This window comes from Pseudomonas sp. UFMG81, from assembly GCF_015354575.1.
Classification (GTDB): Bacteria; Pseudomonadota; Gammaproteobacteria; order Pseudomonadales; family Pseudomonadaceae; genus Aquipseudomonas.
In genome coordinates this window covers 84745-103127 of record NZ_JACAFQ010000002.1, presented here as the reverse complement: position 1 = coordinate 103127, position 18383 = coordinate 84745, and the positions used below count along the sequence as shown (strand labels likewise).

The 18383-nt window shown below is 65.5% G+C and carries 20 protein-coding genes; 14 read left to right on the top strand and 6 right to left on the bottom strand.

Going from position 1 to position 18383, the window contains the following annotated elements:
* Nucleotides 1-51 precede the first annotated feature (51 nt).
* The 6 genes from IX761_RS02295 (at nucleotide 52) to IX761_RS02270 (ending at nucleotide 4212) form a co-directional block, all read left to right on the top strand.
* The gene (locus IX761_RS02295; RefSeq protein ID WP_194787938.1) at nucleotides 52-648 is read left to right on the top strand and encodes a septation protein A; all 597 of its coding nucleotides are present in this window, start codon (nucleotides 52-54) and stop codon (nucleotides 646-648) included.
* Between the two features lies 1 nt (nucleotide 649).
* A complete protein-coding gene (locus IX761_RS02290) occupies nucleotides 650-949 on the top strand; it encodes a YciI family protein (protein ID WP_186732960.1) in 300 nt (99 codons plus the stop codon).
* A gap of 152 nt (nucleotides 950-1101) precedes the next feature.
* Nucleotides 1102-1494, top strand: coding sequence for a translation initiation factor 2 (locus IX761_RS02285; RefSeq protein WP_194787937.1), 393 nt, complete (start codon nucleotides 1102-1104; stop codon nucleotides 1492-1494).
* A gap of 7 nt (nucleotides 1495-1501) precedes the next feature.
* Nucleotides 1502-2179 (top strand): response regulator transcription factor, encoded by a 678-nt coding sequence (locus tag IX761_RS02280; protein ID WP_194787936.1) that lies wholly within the window; start codon nucleotides 1502-1504, stop codon nucleotides 2177-2179.
* A 215-nt stretch (nucleotides 2180-2394) separates the two neighbouring features.
* On the top strand, nucleotides 2395-2811 hold the full coding sequence (locus tag IX761_RS02275; protein WP_194787935.1) for a Spy/CpxP family protein refolding chaperone: 417 nt from the start codon (nucleotides 2395-2397) through the stop codon (nucleotides 2809-2811).
* A 12-nt stretch (nucleotides 2812-2823) separates the two neighbouring features.
* A complete protein-coding gene (locus IX761_RS02270; RefSeq protein WP_194787934.1) occupies nucleotides 2824-4212 on the top strand; it encodes a sensor histidine kinase in 1389 nt (462 codons plus the stop codon).
* Between the two features lie 92 nt (nucleotides 4213-4304).
* Here IX761_RS02270 and IX761_RS02265 read toward each other — a convergent pair whose 3' ends face one another.
* On the bottom strand, nucleotides 4305-4862 hold the full coding sequence (locus IX761_RS02265) for an NAD(P)H nitroreductase (protein ID WP_194787933.1): 558 nt from the start codon (nucleotides 4860-4862) through the stop codon (nucleotides 4305-4307).
* A 224-nt stretch (nucleotides 4863-5086) separates the two neighbouring features.
* On the opposite strand from IX761_RS02265, the gene IX761_RS02260 reads away from it, so the two are divergent.
* Nucleotides 5087-6541 (top strand): TrkH family potassium uptake protein, encoded by a 1455-nt coding sequence (locus tag IX761_RS02260; protein WP_194787932.1) that lies wholly within the window; start codon nucleotides 5087-5089, stop codon nucleotides 6539-6541.
* On the opposite strand, the gene IX761_RS02255 is transcribed toward IX761_RS02260, so the two are convergent.
* Entirely contained in the window at nucleotides 6498-7544 is a 1047-nt protein-coding gene (locus tag IX761_RS02255; RefSeq protein ID WP_194787931.1) for an AraC family transcriptional regulator, read from the bottom strand. The two genes, IX761_RS02260 and IX761_RS02255, sit on opposite strands and share 44 nt — an antisense overlap.
* A gap of 153 nt (nucleotides 7545-7697) precedes the next feature.
* On the opposite strand from IX761_RS02255, the gene IX761_RS02250 reads away from it, so the two are divergent.
* Both IX761_RS02250 and IX761_RS02245 read left to right on the top strand, forming a co-directional pair.
* Nucleotides 7698-8009 (top strand): DUF962 domain-containing protein, encoded by a 312-nt coding sequence (locus IX761_RS02250; protein WP_194787930.1) that lies wholly within the window; start codon nucleotides 7698-7700, stop codon nucleotides 8007-8009.
* A gap of 103 nt (nucleotides 8010-8112) precedes the next feature.
* A complete protein-coding gene (locus IX761_RS02245) occupies nucleotides 8113-8697 on the top strand; it encodes an HD domain-containing protein (RefSeq protein WP_194787929.1) in 585 nt (194 codons plus the stop codon).
* A gap of 193 nt (nucleotides 8698-8890) precedes the next feature.
* Here the strand turns inward: IX761_RS02245 and IX761_RS02240 are convergent, their stop codons facing one another.
* A complete protein-coding gene (locus tag IX761_RS02240; RefSeq protein ID WP_194787928.1) occupies nucleotides 8891-9706 on the bottom strand; it encodes a UDP-2,3-diacylglucosamine diphosphatase in 816 nt (271 codons plus the stop codon).
* A 140-nt stretch (nucleotides 9707-9846) separates the two neighbouring features.
* Between IX761_RS02240 and IX761_RS02235 the strand changes: the two genes are divergently transcribed.
* Both IX761_RS02235 and IX761_RS02230 read left to right on the top strand, forming a co-directional pair.
* On the top strand, nucleotides 9847-10611 hold the full coding sequence (locus tag IX761_RS02235) for an AraC family transcriptional regulator (RefSeq protein WP_194787927.1): 765 nt from the start codon (nucleotides 9847-9849) through the stop codon (nucleotides 10609-10611).
* A 156-nt stretch (nucleotides 10612-10767) separates the two neighbouring features.
* Nucleotides 10768-11658, top strand: coding sequence for a DMT family transporter (locus IX761_RS02230; RefSeq protein WP_194787926.1), 891 nt, complete (start codon nucleotides 10768-10770; stop codon nucleotides 11656-11658).
* Here IX761_RS02230 and IX761_RS02225 read toward each other — a convergent pair whose 3' ends face one another.
* Entirely contained in the window at nucleotides 11659-11940 is a 282-nt protein-coding gene (locus IX761_RS02225) for a SelT/SelW/SelH family protein (RefSeq protein WP_416366754.1), read from the bottom strand. It lies immediately after the preceding gene.
* Nucleotides 11941-12006: 66 nt separating this feature from the next.
* Between IX761_RS02225 and IX761_RS02220 the strand changes: the two genes are divergently transcribed.
* On the top strand, nucleotides 12007-14193 hold the full coding sequence (locus tag IX761_RS02220) for a patatin-like phospholipase family protein (protein ID WP_194787924.1): 2187 nt from the start codon (nucleotides 12007-12009) through the stop codon (nucleotides 14191-14193).
* A 108-nt stretch (nucleotides 14194-14301) separates the two neighbouring features.
* Here the strand turns inward: IX761_RS02220 and IX761_RS02215 are convergent, their stop codons facing one another.
* On the bottom strand, nucleotides 14302-14739 hold the full coding sequence (locus IX761_RS02215; RefSeq protein WP_194787923.1) for a MarR family transcriptional regulator: 438 nt from the start codon (nucleotides 14737-14739) through the stop codon (nucleotides 14302-14304).
* Between the two features lie 138 nt (nucleotides 14740-14877).
* Nucleotides 14878-17025 carry a DNA helicase RecQ gene (gene recQ, locus IX761_RS02210; RefSeq protein WP_194787922.1) on the bottom strand — a complete coding sequence of 716 codons (2148 nt, stop codon included), beginning with the start codon at nucleotides 17023-17025 and terminating at the stop codon, nucleotides 14878-14880.
* Nucleotides 17026-17270: 245 nt separating this feature from the next.
* On the opposite strand from recQ, the gene IX761_RS02205 reads away from it, so the two are divergent.
* Together IX761_RS02205 and IX761_RS02200 are read left to right on the top strand one after the other, a co-directional pair.
* Complete coding sequence (locus IX761_RS02205) at nucleotides 17271-17858, top strand: YecA family protein (RefSeq protein WP_194787921.1); 588 nt, start codon at nucleotides 17271-17273, stop codon at nucleotides 17856-17858.
* 9 nt (nucleotides 17859-17867) lie between these two features.
* Complete coding sequence (locus IX761_RS02200) at nucleotides 17868-18227, top strand: YbaN family protein (RefSeq protein ID WP_194787920.1); 360 nt, start codon at nucleotides 17868-17870, stop codon at nucleotides 18225-18227.
* Nucleotides 18228-18383: the final 156 nt, after the last annotated feature.

The following is an 18383-nucleotide window of genomic DNA, read 5'->3' as shown; positions in this document are numbered from 1 at the left end:
TGGAATCGATGTTTGTTATTATGCCGTCACATCCCGCTTCTGGCTGCCACTGTGAAACAATTCATCGATTTCATCCCGCTGCTGCTGTTCTTCATCGTCTACAAACTGGACCCTCGTCCGGTCGAATTCGCCGGCCACACCTTCGAATTCGGCGGTATCTACAGCGCCACGGCAATGCTTATCGTCAGCTCCCTGGTGGTCTACGGCGCCCTGTTCCTGCGCCACCGCAAGCTCGAGAAGGGCCAGTTGCTCACCCTGGTCGCCTGCCTGGTGTTCGGTGGCCTCACGCTCGCCTTCCACAGCGAAACCTTCCTCAAATGGAAAGCACCGGTGGTCAACTGGCTATTCGCCCTGGCCTTCGCCGGCAGCCACTTCATCGGCGACCGGGTGCTGATCAAACGCATCATGGGTCATGCTCTGACACTTCCAGAAACAGTCTGGACCCGGCTCAACCTGGCCTGGATCGCCTTCTTCCTGTTCTGCGGCGCCGCCAACCTGTTCGTCGCCTTCACCTATCAAGACTTCTGGGTCGACTTCAAGGTCTTCGGCAGCCTGGGCATGACCGTCGTCTTCCTGGTGGCCCAGGGCGTGTACCTCTCGCGCCACCTGCACGATACCGATCCCTCCACCTCCAAACCGAAGGACTGACATGCTCTACGCCATCATCGCCAGCGACGTGGAAAACTCCCTGGAAAAACGCCTGGCCGCCCGCCCCGCCCACATCGAGCGCCTGCAACAGCTCAAGGCCGAAGGCCGCGTGGTGCTGGCCGGCCCACACCCGGCCATCGACAGCAACGACCCGGGCGCTGCCGGGTTCAGCGGCAGCCTGATCGTCGCCGAGTTCGACTCGCTGGCCGCAGCTCAAGCCTGGGCCGACGCTGACCCGTACATTGCCGCGGGCGTCTACGACAAGGTCGTGGTCAAGCCGTTCAAGCAAGTCCTGCCTTAAGCGCCCTTCGCGGCTAAACCCGCTCCCACAGGTTTTTTCATTACCCGTGGGAGCGGGTTTAGCCGCGAAGAACACGACGCGTTCGCACTGCCATTCATAAATTCGGACCAACGGCCGACAACCTCCTGAACCGATATCAATCAGGAGTTCCAATGCCTCAAGGTCCGATGTCCCTGCTGCTTTGCCTGTTGCTGCTGTCCCCCTTCGCCATGGCCGATCAGCCACTGTCGCTGGAAGCCGGGGCGCGGATCACCGAATTGCAGCAGCGCCTGGAAGAAAGCGAAAAACAGGTCGGCGCGCTGACACAGCAACTGCAGAACCAGGACAGCGAGCGCGAAAGTGCCCAGCTCACCCGCCTGCGCCAGGACAACCAGCGCCTGAAGCTGGCGATCAAGGAGCTGCAGGCAGGCGCCAGCGCCCCGCAACGCCTGCTCACCGACCAGCAGCAGTGGTTCGTGATCGGCTCGGTCGTTGCACTGTTGTCGGCAGTCTGCGGTATCTTAGCCAGCGGCGGACACAGACGACGCCGGCAATGGTTGAATTGAGTGAGACATGAGCGAGCTGTTACTGATTGATGATGACCAGGAACTGTGCGAACTGCTGGGCAGCTGGCTGACCCAGGAGGGGTTCGCGGTACGCGCCTGCCATGACGGCAAGACCGCGCGCCAGGCCCTGGCCGCCCACGCCCCGGCGGCAGTGGTGCTGGATGTCATGCTGCCCGACGGCAGCGGCCTGGAACTGCTCAAGCAACTGCGCAGCGAGCACACCGACCTGCCGGTGTTGATGCTGTCGGCCCGCGGCGAGCCGCTGGACCGCATCCTTGGCCTGGAGCTGGGCGCCGACGATTACCTGGCCAAGCCCTGCGACCCTCGCGAACTGACCGCGCGCCTGCGCGCCGTGCTGCGCCGCAGCCACCCCAGCGCGCCCAGCACCCAGGTCGAGATCGGCGACCTGGTGTTCAGCCCGGTGCGCGGCGTGGTCAGCATCGACGAGCGCGAGATGACCCTCACCCTGTCCGAGAGCCGCATCCTCGAAGCCCTGCTGCGCCAGCCCGGCGAACCGCTGGACAAGCAGGAGCTGGCGCAGCTCAGCCTGGGCCGCAAGCTCACCCTGTACGACCGCAGCCTGGACATGCACGTCAGCAACCTGCGCAAGAAGATCGGCCCGCACCCCGACGGCCGCCCGCGCATCGTCGCGCTGCGTAGCCGCGGTTACTACTACAGCTTGTAAGCTGTGGGAGCGGGCTTGCCCGCGAAGAGGCCTGCCCAGTCAACATCAGCCGATGGCCGGGCATAGCCCGGTTCGCGGGCAAGCCCGCTCCCACAGGGATCCGAGCAAGCTCTTACATCTTTACCCAGCCTTTACCCTCACCTGACCGCCCTTGACCTTGACCTCCCTAGACTGGGCTCATCCGGTAACAACCGGCCCCTGAAAGGAGAGACACCATGCGCAAGACCCTGATCGCCCTGATGTTCGCCGCCGCCCTGCCGACCGTGGCCATGGCCATGCCTGACGGCGGCCCGCGCCACGACGGCCCGCATCACCGCGGTGACGCGCCTTTCGCCCAGCTGGACCTGAGCCGCGAGCAGCGCCAGCAGATCGGCAAGCTGATGGGCGAGCAGATGCAACAGCGCCGCGACATCACCGAGCGCTACATGAACAAGCTGCCGGCCGCCGAGCAAAAAGCCATGAAGGACGAGCTCAAGGCCAGCCACGACAAGACCGACAGCCAGGTCCGCGCCCTGCTCAAGCCAGACCAGCAGAAGAAGTTCGACGAACTGCAGAAGGAACGCGCCGCACGCAAGGCCGAGTGGCAGGAGTTCCAGGCCTGGAAGGCTGAAAAAGGCACCAAGGCCCAGTAAGCTGTCCACCCCATGCCCGGTCCGCGCCCTCGCGGGCCGGGCTTTTGCCATTTCTCGGAGGTGCTCGTCTTGCGTTCACTGTTCTGGCGCATCCTGGCCAGCTTCTGGCTGGCCATCGCCCTGGTCGCCGGCCTGTCGATCCTGCTTGGCCATATGCTCAACCAGGACACCTGGATCCTCAGCCGCCACCCTGGCCTGAACACCCTGGCCAGCCGCTGGGCGCAGCACTATGAACAGGAAGGCCTGGAAGCCTCGCAACGCTTTCTGGAACGGCGCAAGGAGCGCTACAAGATCGACGTGCAGGTGCTCGACGACAGCGGCGACGCCGTGGTGCCCGGCACCTTCCCGCGCCGCGCCGCCGCCTTCGAGGCCCGCCAGCACAATGACCAGCGCCGCCTGCCCTGGCGCCGCTTGACCGAGGAATACACCAGCCCCACCAGCGGCGATACCTACCTGCTGATCTACCGCATCCCCCACCCGGAGCTGGCCGCCTGGCACCGCGAGAGCCTGATCTGGCCCCTCAGCGCGCTGGGCATCGCGTTGGTGGTGCTGACCCTGTTCAGCCTGCTGGTGACCCTGTCGATCACCCGCCCGCTCAGCCGCCTGCGCAGTGCCGTGCATGACCTGGGGCAAACCAGCTACCAGCAGAACAGCCTGGCGCGCCTGGCCGTGCGCCGCGACGAGTTCGGCGTGCTGGCCAATGACTTCAACAAGATGGGCGCACGCCTGCAAAGCCTGATCGGCAGCCAGCGCCAGCTGCTGCGCGACGTGTCCCACGAACTGCGCTCGCCGTTGGCACGGCTGCGTATCGCCCTGGCCCTGGCCGAACGCGCCGAACCCGAACAGCGCCAGGCCCTGTGGCCACGCCTGACCCGCGAGTGCGACCGCCTGGAAGGCTTGATCAGCGAAATCCTGGTGCTGGCCCGGGTCGATGCCGAGCAGGCCCATGCCGAGCCTGTGGATATCAATGCGCTGCTGGGTGGCGTGCGCAAGGACGCGCAGCTGGCCGCGCCGGATCAGGACGTGCGCCTTGAGACGCAACCGGGGCTGACCTTGCAAGGCTGGCCGACCCTGATTGAAAGGGCCGTGGACAACCTGTTGCGCAATGCCCTGCGCTTCAACCCGGCGGGGCAGCCGATCGAGATGCACGCCATTCGAGAGCAGGAGCGCATCGTCCTGAGCGTGCGCGATCACGGGCCGGGGGTCGCGGCAGAACACCTGGCGCAGTTGGGCGAGCCGTTCTTCCGTGCACCGGGGCAGGAAGCGCCGGGGCATGGGCTGGGGCTGGCAATCGCGCGCAAGGCGGCGGAACGCCATGGCGGCCGCCTGACGCTTGCGAATCATCCGCAGGGTGGGTTCGTGGCGACGCTGGAGCTGCCCTGTGAGGTCAGCGCTGGCTGAGAGATCCCGGGGCTGCTGCGCAGCCCTTTCGCGACACAAGGCCGCTCCTACAGAGAACGCGACCGTCTGTAAGAGCGCGGCCTCCATTCACATCACTCACCCCAGACACTGACGTAGTCGGCAGTCTCAAGGATCGGCGCGGTGCGCGGCTCGGCCATCGGCGTACCCACATACAGGTAGCCAATCAACTCTTCGTTCTCGGCAAGCCCGAGCCCCTTGTGCACATGGGCGTCGAACGCCATGTCGCCGGTACGCCAGACCGCACCGATACCCTGGGCATGCGCGGCGATCAGGATGCCGTGAGCCGCGCATCCGGCAGCCAGGCGCTGCTCAATCTTCGGCACCTTGAAGTGATCCTGCAGCCGCGCGATCACCACGATCAGCAGCGGTGCGCGCAGCGGCATGGCCCGGGCCTTGTCCAGCGCAGCCTGGCTGGCATCGCCTTTGGCTTGCACCGCTTCGGCGAACAGCTCGCCCAGCTTCTCGCGGCCCTGGCCTTCGATGGTCAGGAACCGCCACGGACGCAGTTGGCCATGGTCGGGGGCGCGCAGCGCGGCCTGGAACAACGCCTCGCGCTGGGCAGCGTTGGGCGCGGGCTCGGTCAGGCGCGGTACGGAAACACGGTTGAGCAATGCGTCGAGAGCCTCCATCGGCTACCCTCCTGGCAGATTGAAAGTGCCGCCATTCTGCACTAACGCGCAGGAGCCGTGGGAGCGGGCTTGCCTCGCGAGGGCGCCGGTCCTGGCAACATCGACGGCCGAACGGGCGCCATCGCGGGACAAGCGCGCTCCCACGGCGCGCCCAATCGTGCGTTTACATCAGGTCACCCATAGGTAGAATGGCGCCCTTTCCGTTGCCAGTCAGAGCAGATCACATGGCGTTGCCGACCTTAAGGATCATTGGTTTCATCATCGGCATCTTCCTGATCACCCTGGCGGTGAGCATGGTGGTGCCCATGGCGACCCTGGTGATCTTCGAGCGCACCAGCGACATGCCGTCGTTCCTCTGGTCGAGCCTGATCACCTTCCTCGCCGGGCTCGCCCTGGTCATCCCCGGCCGCCCGGAACACGTGCACCTGCGCCCACGGGACATGTACCTGCTGACCGTCAGCAGCTGGCTGGTGGTGTGCGTGTTCGCCGCCCTGCCTTTCCTGCTCACCCAGCACATCAGCTACACCGACGCCTTCTTCGAGAGCATGTCCGGCATCACCGCCACTGGCGCCACCGTGCTCAGCGGGCTCGACAGCATGTCACCGGGCATCTTGATGTGGCGCTCGATGCTGCACTGGCTCGGTGGTATCGGCTTTATCGGCATGGCGGTGGCGATCCTGCCGCTGCTGCGCATCGGTGGCATGCGCCTGTTCCAGACCGAGTCCTCCGACCGCTCCGAGAAAGTCATGCCGCGCTCGCACATGGTCGCCAAGTCGATCGTCGGCGTGTATGTGGGCATCACGGTATTCGGCAGCCTGGCGTTCTGGTGGGCGGGCATGGGCCTGTTCGATGCGATCAACCACGCCATGTCGGCGATTTCCACCGGCGGTTTCTCCACCTCCGACCAGTCGCTGGCCAAGTGGGACATCCCGGCGGTGCACTGGGTGGCGGTGGTGGTGATGATCCTGGGCAGTGTGCCGTTCACCCTGTACGTGGCCACCCTGCGCGGTCACCGCAAGGCGCTGATCAAGGACCAGCAGGTCCAGGGCCTGCTCGGCATGCTGGTGGCCACCTGGCTGGTGCTGGGCACCTGGTACTGGGCCACCACCGACCTGCACTGGCTCGACGCCCTGCGCCACGTGGCGCTGAACGTCACCTCAGTGGTCACCACCACCGGCTTCGCCCTGGGCGACTACAGCCTGTGGGGCAACTTCTCGCTGATGCTGTTCTTCTACCTCGGCTTCGTCGGTGGCTGCTCCGGCTCCACCGCTGGCGGCATCAAGATCTTCCGCTTCCAGGTCGCCTACATCCTGCTCAAGGCCAACCTCAACCAACTGATCCACCCCCGCGCGGTGATCAAGCAGAAATACAACGGCCACCGCCTCGACGAAGAGATCGTGCGCTCGATCCTGACCTTCTCGTTCTTCTTCGCCATCACCATCTGCATCATCGCCCTGCTGCTGTCGCTGCTGGGCGTCGACTGGATGACCGCGCTGACTGGCGCGGCGGGCACGGTCTCGGGTGTGGGCCCGGGCCTTGGCGAGGTGATCGGCCCGGCCGGCAACTACGCCACGCTGCCGGACGCGGCCAAGTGGATCCTCGCCGGCGGCATGCTGCTGGGCCGTCTGGAGATCATCACGGTGCTGGTGTTGTGCATGCCTGCATTCTGGCGTCACTGAGCAACAGCCGCGCGCGGTATTCGCTGGGGGTGGCATCGAACCAGCGGCGGAACGCCCGGTAGAAGTTGCTCGGGTCGGCGAACCCCAGCAAGTAGGCGGTTTCCAGCAGCGTGGTGCCGGGCTGGGCAAGGTACTGCTCGGCCAGCTCCCGGCGGGTGTCGTCGAGCAGGGCCTGGAAGCTGGTGCCTTCGTCCTGCAGGCGCCGCTGCAAGGTGCGCTGCGACAGGTGCAGGGCCTGGGCCACGGTCTCGCGCTTGGGCTCGCCCTGCGGCAGGATGCGGCACAAGACCTGGCGCACGCGGTGGGTGACCCGGCTCTCGGAGAACCGCGCCAGGTACTCCCCTGCAAAGCGATCGTGAAGCACCGCCATGGCTTCGTTGGCGGTAGGCAGCGGCGCGTCCATGTCGGCACGCTCGAACACCAGCGCATCATGGGGCGCGCCGAACACCAGCGGCGCATGGAAGGCGACCTTGTAGGGTTCGACGTTCTTCGGTTGCTGGCCCTGGATCAGCACCCGCCGCGGCTGGATCGGCCGCCCGCTGAGCCAGGTAGACAACGACAGCGCGCAGGCCAGCGAAGCCTCGGCGCTGTGCCGGGTAGGTGGCAGGTGGTCACCGTGCACGGTGAGGATCAGCGAATAACCTTCCTCACCCAGGCGGAAACTCAGGTCCGAGCTTTCGGCGATGATCCGCTGGTAGCGCACCAGGCGTTCGAAGCCCTCGGCCAGGGTGCGGCTGGACATCAAGGCATAACCGACCACGTGGAACGAGGCCGGGCGCACCACCCGCGCCATGTTCAGGCCAATGGCCTCGTTGCCCGACAGCTCGACCGCCAACTGCCACAGCCGGGTCATGGCGTCCTGGGGGAAGCGGGCGTCGGGGTCTTCGAGGGCGGCGAAGTCCAGCCCCAGCTGCCTGAACATGGCCGGGCAATCGAGCCCCTCCAGCTCGAGCGCCTTGACGATCCCTGATGCCCAGCTGGCTGACGTGGTTCTTTCGCTCATGACAGGCTTCTTGTGCTGACCGCTCCTGCGGTGATACGAAAGGATAGTCAATTGGCGCTTATTGTCACTGGCCAGCGCATCCGCTGACTCTAGACTCGATTCAGGCTCCACGCCGTGTATCCTGTTATCTCCAGCAGCTCCGTGAGCATCGCCATGACCCGCACAGCGCAGTTCCGCAGTTTTGCCGAGTTCTATCCCTACTACCTGGGTGAGCACAACAACCCCACCTGCCGCCGCCTGCACTTCGTCGGCACCAGCCTGGTAATCGCCCTGCTCGCCTACACCCTTGCCAGCGGCAAGTGGCTGTTGCTGCTGGCGGTGCCACTGGCCGGCTACGGCTTCGCCTGGGTTGGCCACTTCTTCTTCGAGAAGAATCGCCCGGCCACCTTCACCCACCCCTGGTACAGCCTGATCGGCGATTTCGCCATGTTCCGCGACATCCTGCTGGGCCGGCTCAGCCTCTGAGATCGGCCCGCAAGGCCAGGTTCGCGTCCCGCCCGGCCACTGCAAAATACCGGCGACTTGCCCAACACTGCGGGCATGTCCCCGGTACGAGCATCCCCTGGCGATGAACAAGCAAGCGAACTTCAACCACATGCGCGACGGCACCGCCCAGGACTGGGCAATCATCGCCGACGACTTTCGCGCCTACGCCCGCCAACTGCCAGGGCGCATCCTCGCCCACCTGCGCCTGCTCGATGGCGACTTCGGCGGTTTCCCCATCGACCGCCTGAGCCATTCGCTGCAGACAGCCAGCCGTGCCTGGCGCGACGGCCGTGACGAGGAGTACGTGGTCTGCGCCCTGCTCCACGACATCGGCGACACCCTGGGCAGCTACAACCACCCAGACATCGCCGCAGCGATCCTCAAGCCCTTCGTCAGCCCGGAAAACCTGTGGATGGTGGAAAAACACGGGATTTTCCAGGGCTATTACTTCTTCCACCACCTGGGCATGGATCGGCACCTGCGCGAGCAGTTCAGCGGGCACCCGCAATATCAGCGGACCATCGAATTCTGTGCGCGCTACGACGCCGCGGCGTTCGATCCCGACTACGAGAACCTGCCGCTTTCATTCTTCGAGCCGATGCTGGAGCGGGTGTTCGCCCAGCCCAGGCAGTCGCTGTACAAGGTCGCGCTGCAAGCGTCCGCCTGAGCTGAATGTGCACACACCCCTTGTAGGAGCGGCCTTGTGTCGCGAAAGGGCTGCGAAGCGGCCCCAGCTATTTGTGTCGCACCATCGATCTTTGGGGCCGCTCTGCGGCCCTTTCGCGACACAAGGCCGCTCCTACAGAACACCTGCAAACCACTGGAATGGAGAGCTTGCCGGCGATGGGGACGGCGCAGAATCAGGCCGGTTCACCCAGCTCCGCCAACCGCCGCGCCGTCTCGCGTGCCTGGGCATCGGCGAAGCGGTACAGCTCGATCTGCCCGTCCCAATGTTCGATCAACGCCGTGCACGACTCCACCCAGTCGCCGCAGTTGAGGTAGTCCACCGCCCCCACCTTGCGGATTTCGGCATGGTGAATGTGCCCGCACACCACCCCATGAAACCCCCGTCGCGTGCATTCGTGGGCGATGGCGTCCTCGAAGTCGCTGATGAAGTTCACCGCCCCCTTGACCTTGTGCTTGAGGTACGCCGACAGCGACCAATAGCCATAGCCGTAGCGGGCGCGCCAATGATTGAGCCAGCGGTTGAGCACCAGGGTGAACTCGTAGGCACGATCGCCCAGGAAGGCCAGCCAGCGGTGGTAGCGGGTGATCACGTCGAACTGGTCACCATGGATCACCAGCAGGCGTCGGCCATCGGCGGTCAGGTGCTCGGCTTCGTCCAGCAGCTGGATGTTGCCGAGGATCAGCTTCGAGTAGCGGCGCAGGAATTCGTCGTGGTTGCCGGTGACGTAGATCACCTCGGTGCCGCGCTTGCTCATGGTCAGCAGGCGCCGGATCACGTTGGTATGGGCCTGGGGCCAGTAGATGCCGCCGCGCAGCTTCCAGCCATCGATGATGTCGCCGACCAGGTAGATGCGGTCGGCCTGGTAGCCCTTGAGAAAGTGCGACAAGTGCTCGGCCTGGCAATCCCGCGTGCCCAGGTGCACATCGGAAATCCACAGGGTACGGACACGCTGCTTGCGTGACGGGCGGGCGAGTTCGGCGTGGGTCATGGGCAGGCTCCGGCGCTGTTTGCTGGAGACTGGCAGCCCTGGGTGACAGGTTGGTGGCAGCCCGGTGACGATCCTGCGGTTCGCCAGCGATGGCGCCTGCACTGGGTGTACACTCTTGCCCTGCCCCGCGAGGAACCACCATGACCACCGGCCCGCTGCTGTCGCTGCGCCATTACCGCCACGAACTGATCGCCCACAGCCACGACCACCCGCAACTGGTGTTCGGCTTGCAAGGGCGCCTGAACTTCGAGGTACAGGGCCGGGGCGCGCTGCTCGGTCGCCAGGCCCTGATGGTGGTGCCGGCTGGCGCCCATCACGCCTGCGGCAGCCCGGCCGGCAGCCATTGTCTGGTGCTGGACGTGCCGGGTGAGCACTGGCTGAGCGAGCAGCTGGGTGCCCATGCCGATGACAGCCGCCGCCTGCTCGATCGCCCTGGGGCGCTCACCCTGGACAGCCGCCAGCAGCAACTGGTGGACTGGCTGGCCGCAAGCCCCGTGGACGACCCGCTGATCGCCCGCCAGGGTGCGGTACTGCTGCTGGCCAGCCTCAACCCGCAGGCCGCACCGGTGGCTGCCAGTACGCGCCTGCCTTACGCCGCGTTCGATGCGCACATCGAGCAGCACGCCGCCTACCCGCTGCAAGTGGCCGACCTGGCGCGCCTGGCCGGGCTGTCCAGCGCGCGGTTGCATGCCCGCTTCAGCGCCGAATGCGGCATGACGCCGATGGACTACGTGCGCCAGCGCCGGTTGCTCATGGCCAGGCGCTTGTTGCGCGAGTCGGCGTTGCCCTTGGGTGAGATCGCCGCTCAAGTCGGGTATGGCTCGCAGAGCGCATTTTCGGCGGCCATTCTGAAGGCCTTCGGCTGTACCCCTTCAGCCCTGCGGCGAGAGCCTGGCGACAATTGACGCTAGCTGTGCGACAGACAGCGGTGAACCAGCCTCTTAGACTGGCAGCAACATCCATCGCGTCTGTTCCGGCCCTTTCACCGGCAAGCCGGCTCCCACAGGGCCGAGCAAACTTCCGCAAGCCGGAACCGCACGCCCCGCATTCCAAGGACCACCATGAACCACCGCACCGCCCTCGGCGCCCTGCACATCGGCGCGCTGTTCTTCGGCCTGACCGGCGTCTTCGGCAAGCTGGCCGCCAGCGCCAGCCCCTCGATCATCGTCTTCGGCCGCGCGGCCTTCGCCGTGCTCGCCCTGGGCCTGTTCGCCAGCCTCGCGCGCCAGGCCTGGCAACCGCTGCGCGGCCAGGACCTGCGCCGCCTGCTGCTCGGCGGCGTGCTGCTGGCCGGGCACTGGGTGAGTTTCTTTATCGCGGTCAAGGTCGCTGGCGTGGCCATCGCTACCTTGGGCTTCGCCAGTTTCCCGGCCTTCACCGTAATCCTCGAAGGCCTGCTGTTCCGTGAGCGCATCCGCCGCAACGAAGCCGTGCTGGTGCTGCTGGTGAGCATCGGCCTGGTATTGGTCACACCCGCATTCGACCTGGCCAGCGAAGCTACGGGCGGCCTGCTCTGGGCGCTGCTGTCGGGGCTGCTGTTCTCGTTGCTGTCACTGACCAATCGCGCAGGCTCCGGGCGCCTGCCAGCAGTACAGGCGGCACTGTGGCAAAACCTGGTGGTGAGCCTGTGCCTGCTGCCGTTCGCAGCGCCGGGGCTAACTGCGGTGAAACCTATGGACTGGCTGTGGATCGCCTTGCTGGGCATTTTCTGCACCGGGGTCGCCCACAGCCTGTTCGTCGCAAGCCTGGCGGTGATCAAGGCGCGCACCGCGGCGGTGGTGTTCGGCATGGAGCCGGTCTACGGGATCGCCGTGGCCTGGGTGGTGTTTGCCGAAACCCCGACGCTACGCATGCTCGCCGGCGGCGCACTGATCATCTTCGCCATCGTGCTATCCAGCCGCATGGCCGCCGAACAACCGGTACGGCAACAGCAGCAAGCGCAAAACGCCTGATCAGCGATCGTTGTGGCCGAGGTCGCGCTGCGGGTCGATCTGGTCGCGCACCCGCTGCTTGAGCACCTTGGCCTCGGGGAAACCACCATCGGCCTTGCGCTCCCACAGCTGCACGCCGTCACAGGTGATGCGGAACACACCACCGGTGCCCGGCTCCAGGGCCACCTGGCCAAGGTCATCGGTGAAGGTGCTGAGCAGCTCCTGGGCCAACCAGGCGGCGCGGAGCAACCATTGGCACTGGGTGCAGTAAGTGATGACGATGTGCGGCTTGCTATCAGCCATGGTGGGCATCTCCAGGTGAGTGGCCGCTTATACTAGCGGTCTTTGCCCCCAGGTTTGAGACTCACGATGCGCCGCCTGCTGTTCTGCCTTTTGCTGACGCTCACCACCCTCACCGTGTTCGCCGCCGAACCTGCCCGGCCCAAGGTCGGCCTGGTGCTGTCCGGTGGCGCCGCCCGCGGGTTGGCCCATATCGGCGTGCTCAAGGCCCTGGAAGAACAGGGCGTGCGCATCGACGCCATCGCCGGCACCAGCATGGGCGCGGTGGTGGGCGGCCTGTATGCCTCGGGCTACAGCGTCGAGGAGCTGGAAAAACTGGCCACCACCCTGGACTGGCAACAGGCGCTGTCCGACGCCCCGCCGCGCAAGGACATCCCGTTCCGTCGCAAGCAGGATGACCGCGATTTCCTGGTCAAGCAGAAGCTGAGCTTTCGTGACGACGGCAGCCTGGGCCTGCCGCTGGGGGTGATCCAGGGCCAGAACCTTTCGCTGTTGCTGGAAAGCAAGCTGGCGCACACCGCCGACATTCGCGACTTCGACAAGCTGCCGATCCCCTTCCGCGCCGTGGCCACCGACATCACCACGGGGGAAAAAGTGGTGTTCCGCCGCGGCCACCTGCCCCAGGTGGTTCGCGCCAGCATGTCGATCCCGGCGGTGTTCGCCCCGGTGGAGCTCGACGGCCGCCTGCTGGTGGACGGCGGCATGACCGACAACATTCCGCTGGACGTGGTGCGCGAGATGGGCGTCGACCTGGCCATCGTCGTCGACATCGGCACCCCGCTGCGCAACCGCAAGCAGCTGGCCACGGTGGTCGATGTGCTCAACCAGTCGATCACCCTGATGACCCGGCGCAACTCCGAGGAACAGCTGGCCAGCCTGGGCCGTGAAGACATCCTGGTGCAACCGCCGCTGGCCAGCTTCGGCGTCACCGACTTCGGCCGCGCCCAGGACATGATCGACGCCGGCTACCGTGCCACCCGCGCCCTCGACCCGCGCCTGGGGGTGTTGCGCCAGCCGGAGGGCGACAGCAACCTGGCGCTGGCCCGCTCGCCGTTGCAACGCACCCCGGTGATCACCGCGATCAAGGTGGAAAACGACTCCAAGGTCAGCGACGACGTGATCCGCTACTACATCCGCCAGCCAATCGGCGAGCCGCTACAACTCGATCGCCTGCAAACCGACATGGGCACCCTGTACGGCCTCGACTATTTCGACCAGGTGCAATACCGCGTGGTGCACAAGGGCACCGACAACACCCTGGTGATCAAGGCCCGCGGCCGGCGCGGCGGCACCGACTACCTGCGCCTGGGGCTGAACCTGTCCGATGACCTGCGCGGCGACAGCGCTTTCAACCTGGGCGCCAGCTACCGGGTCAACGGCATCAATCGCCTGGGCGCCGAGTGGCTTACGCGGGCGCAGATCGGCGACCAGCAGGAGCTGTACAGCGAGTTCTACCAGCCACTGGACGTCGGTTCGCGCTACTTCGTCGCGCCCTACCTGGACCTTGGCTCGCAGAACGTCGAAGCCACCCTGGACAACGACCCGGTGGCCGAATACCGCCTGGAGCGCTACGGTTTCGGCCTGAACGTGGGGCGGCAGATCAGCACCTACGGCGAGGTGCGCCTGGGCGTGGGCAAGGCGTGGGGCGAGGCCGACGTACGCATCGGCGACCAGAGCCTGCCCAAGGTCAGCTTCAACGAGGGCTTCTACGAGCTCAAGTATTCCTACGACACCTTCGACAACGTCTACTTCCCCCACAGCGGCGAAGACATCGGCCTGACGGTGCGCAAGTACGACAAGTCGCTGGATTCCGATCAGGACTACCGGCAGTGGTTGTTCAATCTGGACAAGGCCTTCAGCAGCGGGCCGAACACCCTGGTGCTGGGCGGCCGCTACGGGCGCACCCTGGATGACGCTGAGGTCGTCACCTCGAGCTTCGTGTTCGGCGGCGCCCGACAACTGTCGGGTTTCCGCCAGGACTCGATATCCGGGCAGAACATGAGCCTGCTGCGCATGGTCTATTATCGCAGGCTTACCCCGCGCGCCTACCTGCCACTGGACTTCCCGTTGTACCTGGGCGGGTCATTGGAACGCGGGCGGGCCTGGAACAACGACAATGAGTTCGACAGCGGCTACATCAACGCCGCCAGCGTCTTCCTTGGGCTGGATACGCCGCTGGGGCCGTTGAACCTCAGCTATGGGGCCAACGATGCCCATGAGCGGGCGGTGTATCTGAACCTGGGGCATACCTTCTAAGCGGCAAGCGGCAAGCGGCAAGTTTGAAGCTGCAAGAAAAAAGCGGATCGCTCCAGAACGCAGATCCGCTTTTACTTGTGGCTTACCGCTTGATGCTTGCCGCTGCTGTCAAGATTTCTCGAGGTTACCGAGGATCTTCGCATGCACCCGCATGCACACTTCCAGATCCGCCTCGTCCACCCCGGTGAACAACTCGAGGCGCAGGGCGTTGGCAATGGTCTCGATCTGGTCGATCAAAGGCTTGGCCGGCGGGCACAGCACGATCTTCTTGGCCCGGCGATCCTCCACCACTGCCTGGCGCCGTACCAGCCCCTGGCTTTCCAGGCTGTCCAGCAGGCGCGCCAGCGTCGGGCCTTCAACCCCGACGCTCTGGGCCAGCTCACGCTGGGTGGGGGCCTCGTCGAAACGCGCCAGGTGCAGCAGCACCAGCCAGCGGGCTTGCGACAGGTTGAGCCCGGCCAGGCGGCGGTCCAGTTCGGCACGCCAGCCCCGGGACATCTGGGCCAGCTGCATGCCGAAGCGGTGTTGGTTGTCGGTCAGGGGCATAAGCAACTCAATGAATAGAACTAATTATTAGTCAGCTAATCATGCCCCGACCGATCAGGCAAGGCTGTACGCCGGGGAAATCGCTGATATTGCTGTAAGGGCATGACAAAGATCAGCAATTGGCACAAATGCCGGCGATCAGAGGCCAAACTCCACCGCCAATGCCGCGCGCATGCAATGCAACACGCCTTCCGGCACCCGTGGCCCGAACAACGGCGCCACGGCAGACACTGGCGGCAGCTCGCCCTCGCCATCGAGGAAGGCGTCCTGCACTTCCATCATCAGGTCTTCCGGCAGGTCCAGCGCCTGTTCCAGGCTCAGCTCCTGGCGGCCGATGGCCTCGGCCAGCAGGCTGTAGACGTTCTTCTCGCTGCAATTGAGCTGGCCGGCAATTTGCGCCGGGGTCATGCCGGCGCGGGCCAGGCTGACCAGCTCGTGGCGCAGGTCGAGCACCACCTTGGGCGCCTCCTCGGTGCCGCCAGCACCGTTGAGCACCTCGAGGAAGGCCTGGCCATAGCGCTCCAGCTTGCGCGCACCAACGCCACTGACCTGGGCCATGTCGCTGAGGCTGGTGGGCATGCTGCGCAACATTTCCAGCAGCGTGGAGTCGGGGAAGATGACGTACGGTGGCACGCTGTGCTCTTCGGCCAGCTTGCGCCGCAGGGTACGCAGCGCTTCCCACAGCTCGCGTTCTTCTGCGCGCACCAGCTGGCTGGCCGGGCTGCCACCACTGCTGCCGGAACTCTTGGCCACGGTCTGCGGCTTGAGGTCGCGGCGCAGTTGCAGGTTCACTTCGCCACGCAGCAGCGGGCGGCAGCTGTCGGACAGGCGCAGGCCGCCGTAGCCCTCCAGGTCGATGTCCACCAGGCCACGGGCCACCAGTTGGCGGAACAGCGAACGCCATTCGGCCTCGGCCAGCGCCTTGCCGACGCCGAACACCGAAAGCTTCTCGTGGCCGAAATTGCGCACCTTCTCGGTGTCCTTGCCCAGCAGTACATCGACCAGGTGGCCGACGCCATAGCGCTGGCCGGTGCGGAACACCGCCGACAGGGCCTGGCGCGCAGGCTCGGTGGCATCCCAGGTCTGCACCTGGTCGACGCAGTTGTCGCAATGCCCGCACGGCTGCTCCAGCACCTCGTCGAAGTAGGCCAGCAGCGACTGGCGGCGGCAGCGGGTCTCCTCGCACAGCGCCAGCATGGCGTCGAGCTTGTGTTGCTCGATGCGCTTGTGGCGCTCGTCGCCTTCGGAGTTCTGCAACATCTGCTTGAGCATCACCATGTCTTGCAGGCCGTAGGCCATCCAGGCATCCGACGGCAGGCCGTCACGGCCGGCACGGCCGGTCTCCTGGTAGTAGGCCTCGAGCGACTTGGGCAGGTCGAGGTGGGCGACGAAGCGCACGTTGGGCTTGTCGATACCCATGCCAAAGGCAATGGTGGCGACCATGATCAGCCCTTCCTCGTTGAGGAAGCGATGCTGGTTGGCGGCACGGGTTTCCGCCGCCAGGCCGGCGTGGTATGGCAGCGCCGGGAAGCCCTGGTCACAGAGGAAGGCCGCGGTCTCATCGACCTTCTTGCGCGACAGGCAGTAGACGATGCCGGCGTTGCCACGGCGTTCGCCGAGGAAGGCCATCAGCTGCTTGCGCGGCGCTTCCTTGGGCACGATGCGGTAGAAGATGTTGGGCCGGTCGAAGCTCGACAGGAACCGCTCGGCGCCCTGCAGGTGCAGGCGCTGGACGATTTCCTCGCGGGTGCGCATGTCGGCGGTGGCGGTCAGGGCGATGCGCGGCACATGGGGGAACAGCTCGGCGAGCTGGCCCAGCTGCAGGTATTCAGGGCGGAAGTCGTGGCCCCATTGCGATACGCAGTGGGCTTCGTCGATGGCGAACAGCGAGATATCCAGGTCGCGCAAGAAATCCAGCATGCGCGGCTGCACCAGGCGCTCGGGGGCCAGGTACAGCATCTTCACCTCGCCACGGCGCAATCGCCCGGCCAGCTCGCGTTGCTGCTCGGCACTCAGGGAGGAGTTGAGCGCTGCAGCCGCCACGCCCAGTTCGTCGAGCGTGGCGACCTGGTCGGCCATCAGCGCGATCAGCGGTGAGACCACCACCGTCAGGCCTGGGCGCAGCAGCCCGGGTACCTGGAAGCACAGCGACTTGCCGCCGCCGGTGGGCATCAGCACCAGGGCGTCGCCACCGTTGGCCACGCATTCGATGATCGCCGCCTGGCGCCCACGGAAACTGTCGTAACCGAAGACATCCTTGAGGACGCGCTGAGCCTGTTCGAGCATTTGCCACTCCAAAATCGCCGTACCATCCTGGACACAGGCTGGACGATAAATCCGCCGCGCACCCAACGAATGCGTAAGCGGCTTTTGCCGCAAGGCGCGAAAACACCTCGAGGCACGAAAAAGCGCGGAGTATACCCGACTGCCCCGCCCCCCGGCACACCCCGGTGACAGACGTTCCCTTTGCCCCGCCAGCGCCGCAAGGTGCTAGAATTCAGCATCGTTTATTCCCCCAAGGTAGCCCTGTAATGTCCTTCGCCGAGCAACTGACCCGCCTGCAAGCCTTCCTCGACGCCGATGAGCTGCACGAAGAAGCGCTGGACTACGTCGCCGCCCACGGCTACCTGACCGCGCTGTCGATCTGCTCCGAGGACGTTCCTGAACGCGAATGGATCGACGCGCTGTTCGCCGAAGAACCCCATTACGCCAGCGATGCCCAGCGCACCGAGATCGAGGCCACCCTGGTGGCGCTCAAGGGGCACATTGCCCGCCAACTGGCCAGCGATGAAGAATTCGACCTGCCGTGCGAGCTGGACCTGACCGACGAGCCGGACGATTCCGACCTGCGCGGCTGGTGCATCGGCTTCATGGAGGGCGTGTTCCTGCGCGAAGAAGCCTGGTTCGAGAACGCCGAAGAGGAAGTCAGCGAAATGCTGCTACCCATCATGGTCGGTTCGGGCCTGTTCGACGAACAGCCGGAGTTCGCTGACATCGCCAGCAACGCCAACCTGCAGGACGACATGATCGTGCAGATCCCCGAGGCGTTGAGCGCGCTGTTCCTGCTGCTGCACGCCCCTGAAGAAAAACCCGCCCTGCTCAAGCCGCGCCACCACTGATCAGGCGTGGTGCGCTACCTGCTGCTGGCCATCGGCTGGCTCAGCGTCGCGCTGGGGGTGGCGGGGATCTTCCTGCCGGTGCTGCCCACCACCCCGTTTTTGTTGCTGGCAGCCGCCTGCTTTGCCCGCAGCTCGCCGCGCTTTCATGCCTGGCTGGTCAACCACCCGCAACTTGGGCCGTGGATTCGCGACTACTTGAGCGGTGAAGGTATTCCGCTCAAGGGCAAGGTCTACGCCATCGGCCTGATGTGGGCGAGCATCGGCCTGTCGTGCTACCTGGTGCCGCTGTTCTGGGCGCGCGCCTTCATGCTCACCAGCGCGGTGCTGGTGAGCGCCTGGATTCTCAAGCAGAAGACCTTGCGCCGGTAAAGCCGGCCACCACCCTGAAGCTTGCACGCCCCTGTAGGAGCGGCCTTGTGTCGCGAAAGGGTCGCATCGCGGCCCCTGCATCGATTGTGCGACGCATATTGCTGGGCTGCGCTGCAGCCCTTTCGCGACACAAGGCCGCTCCTACAGGGGACCGCA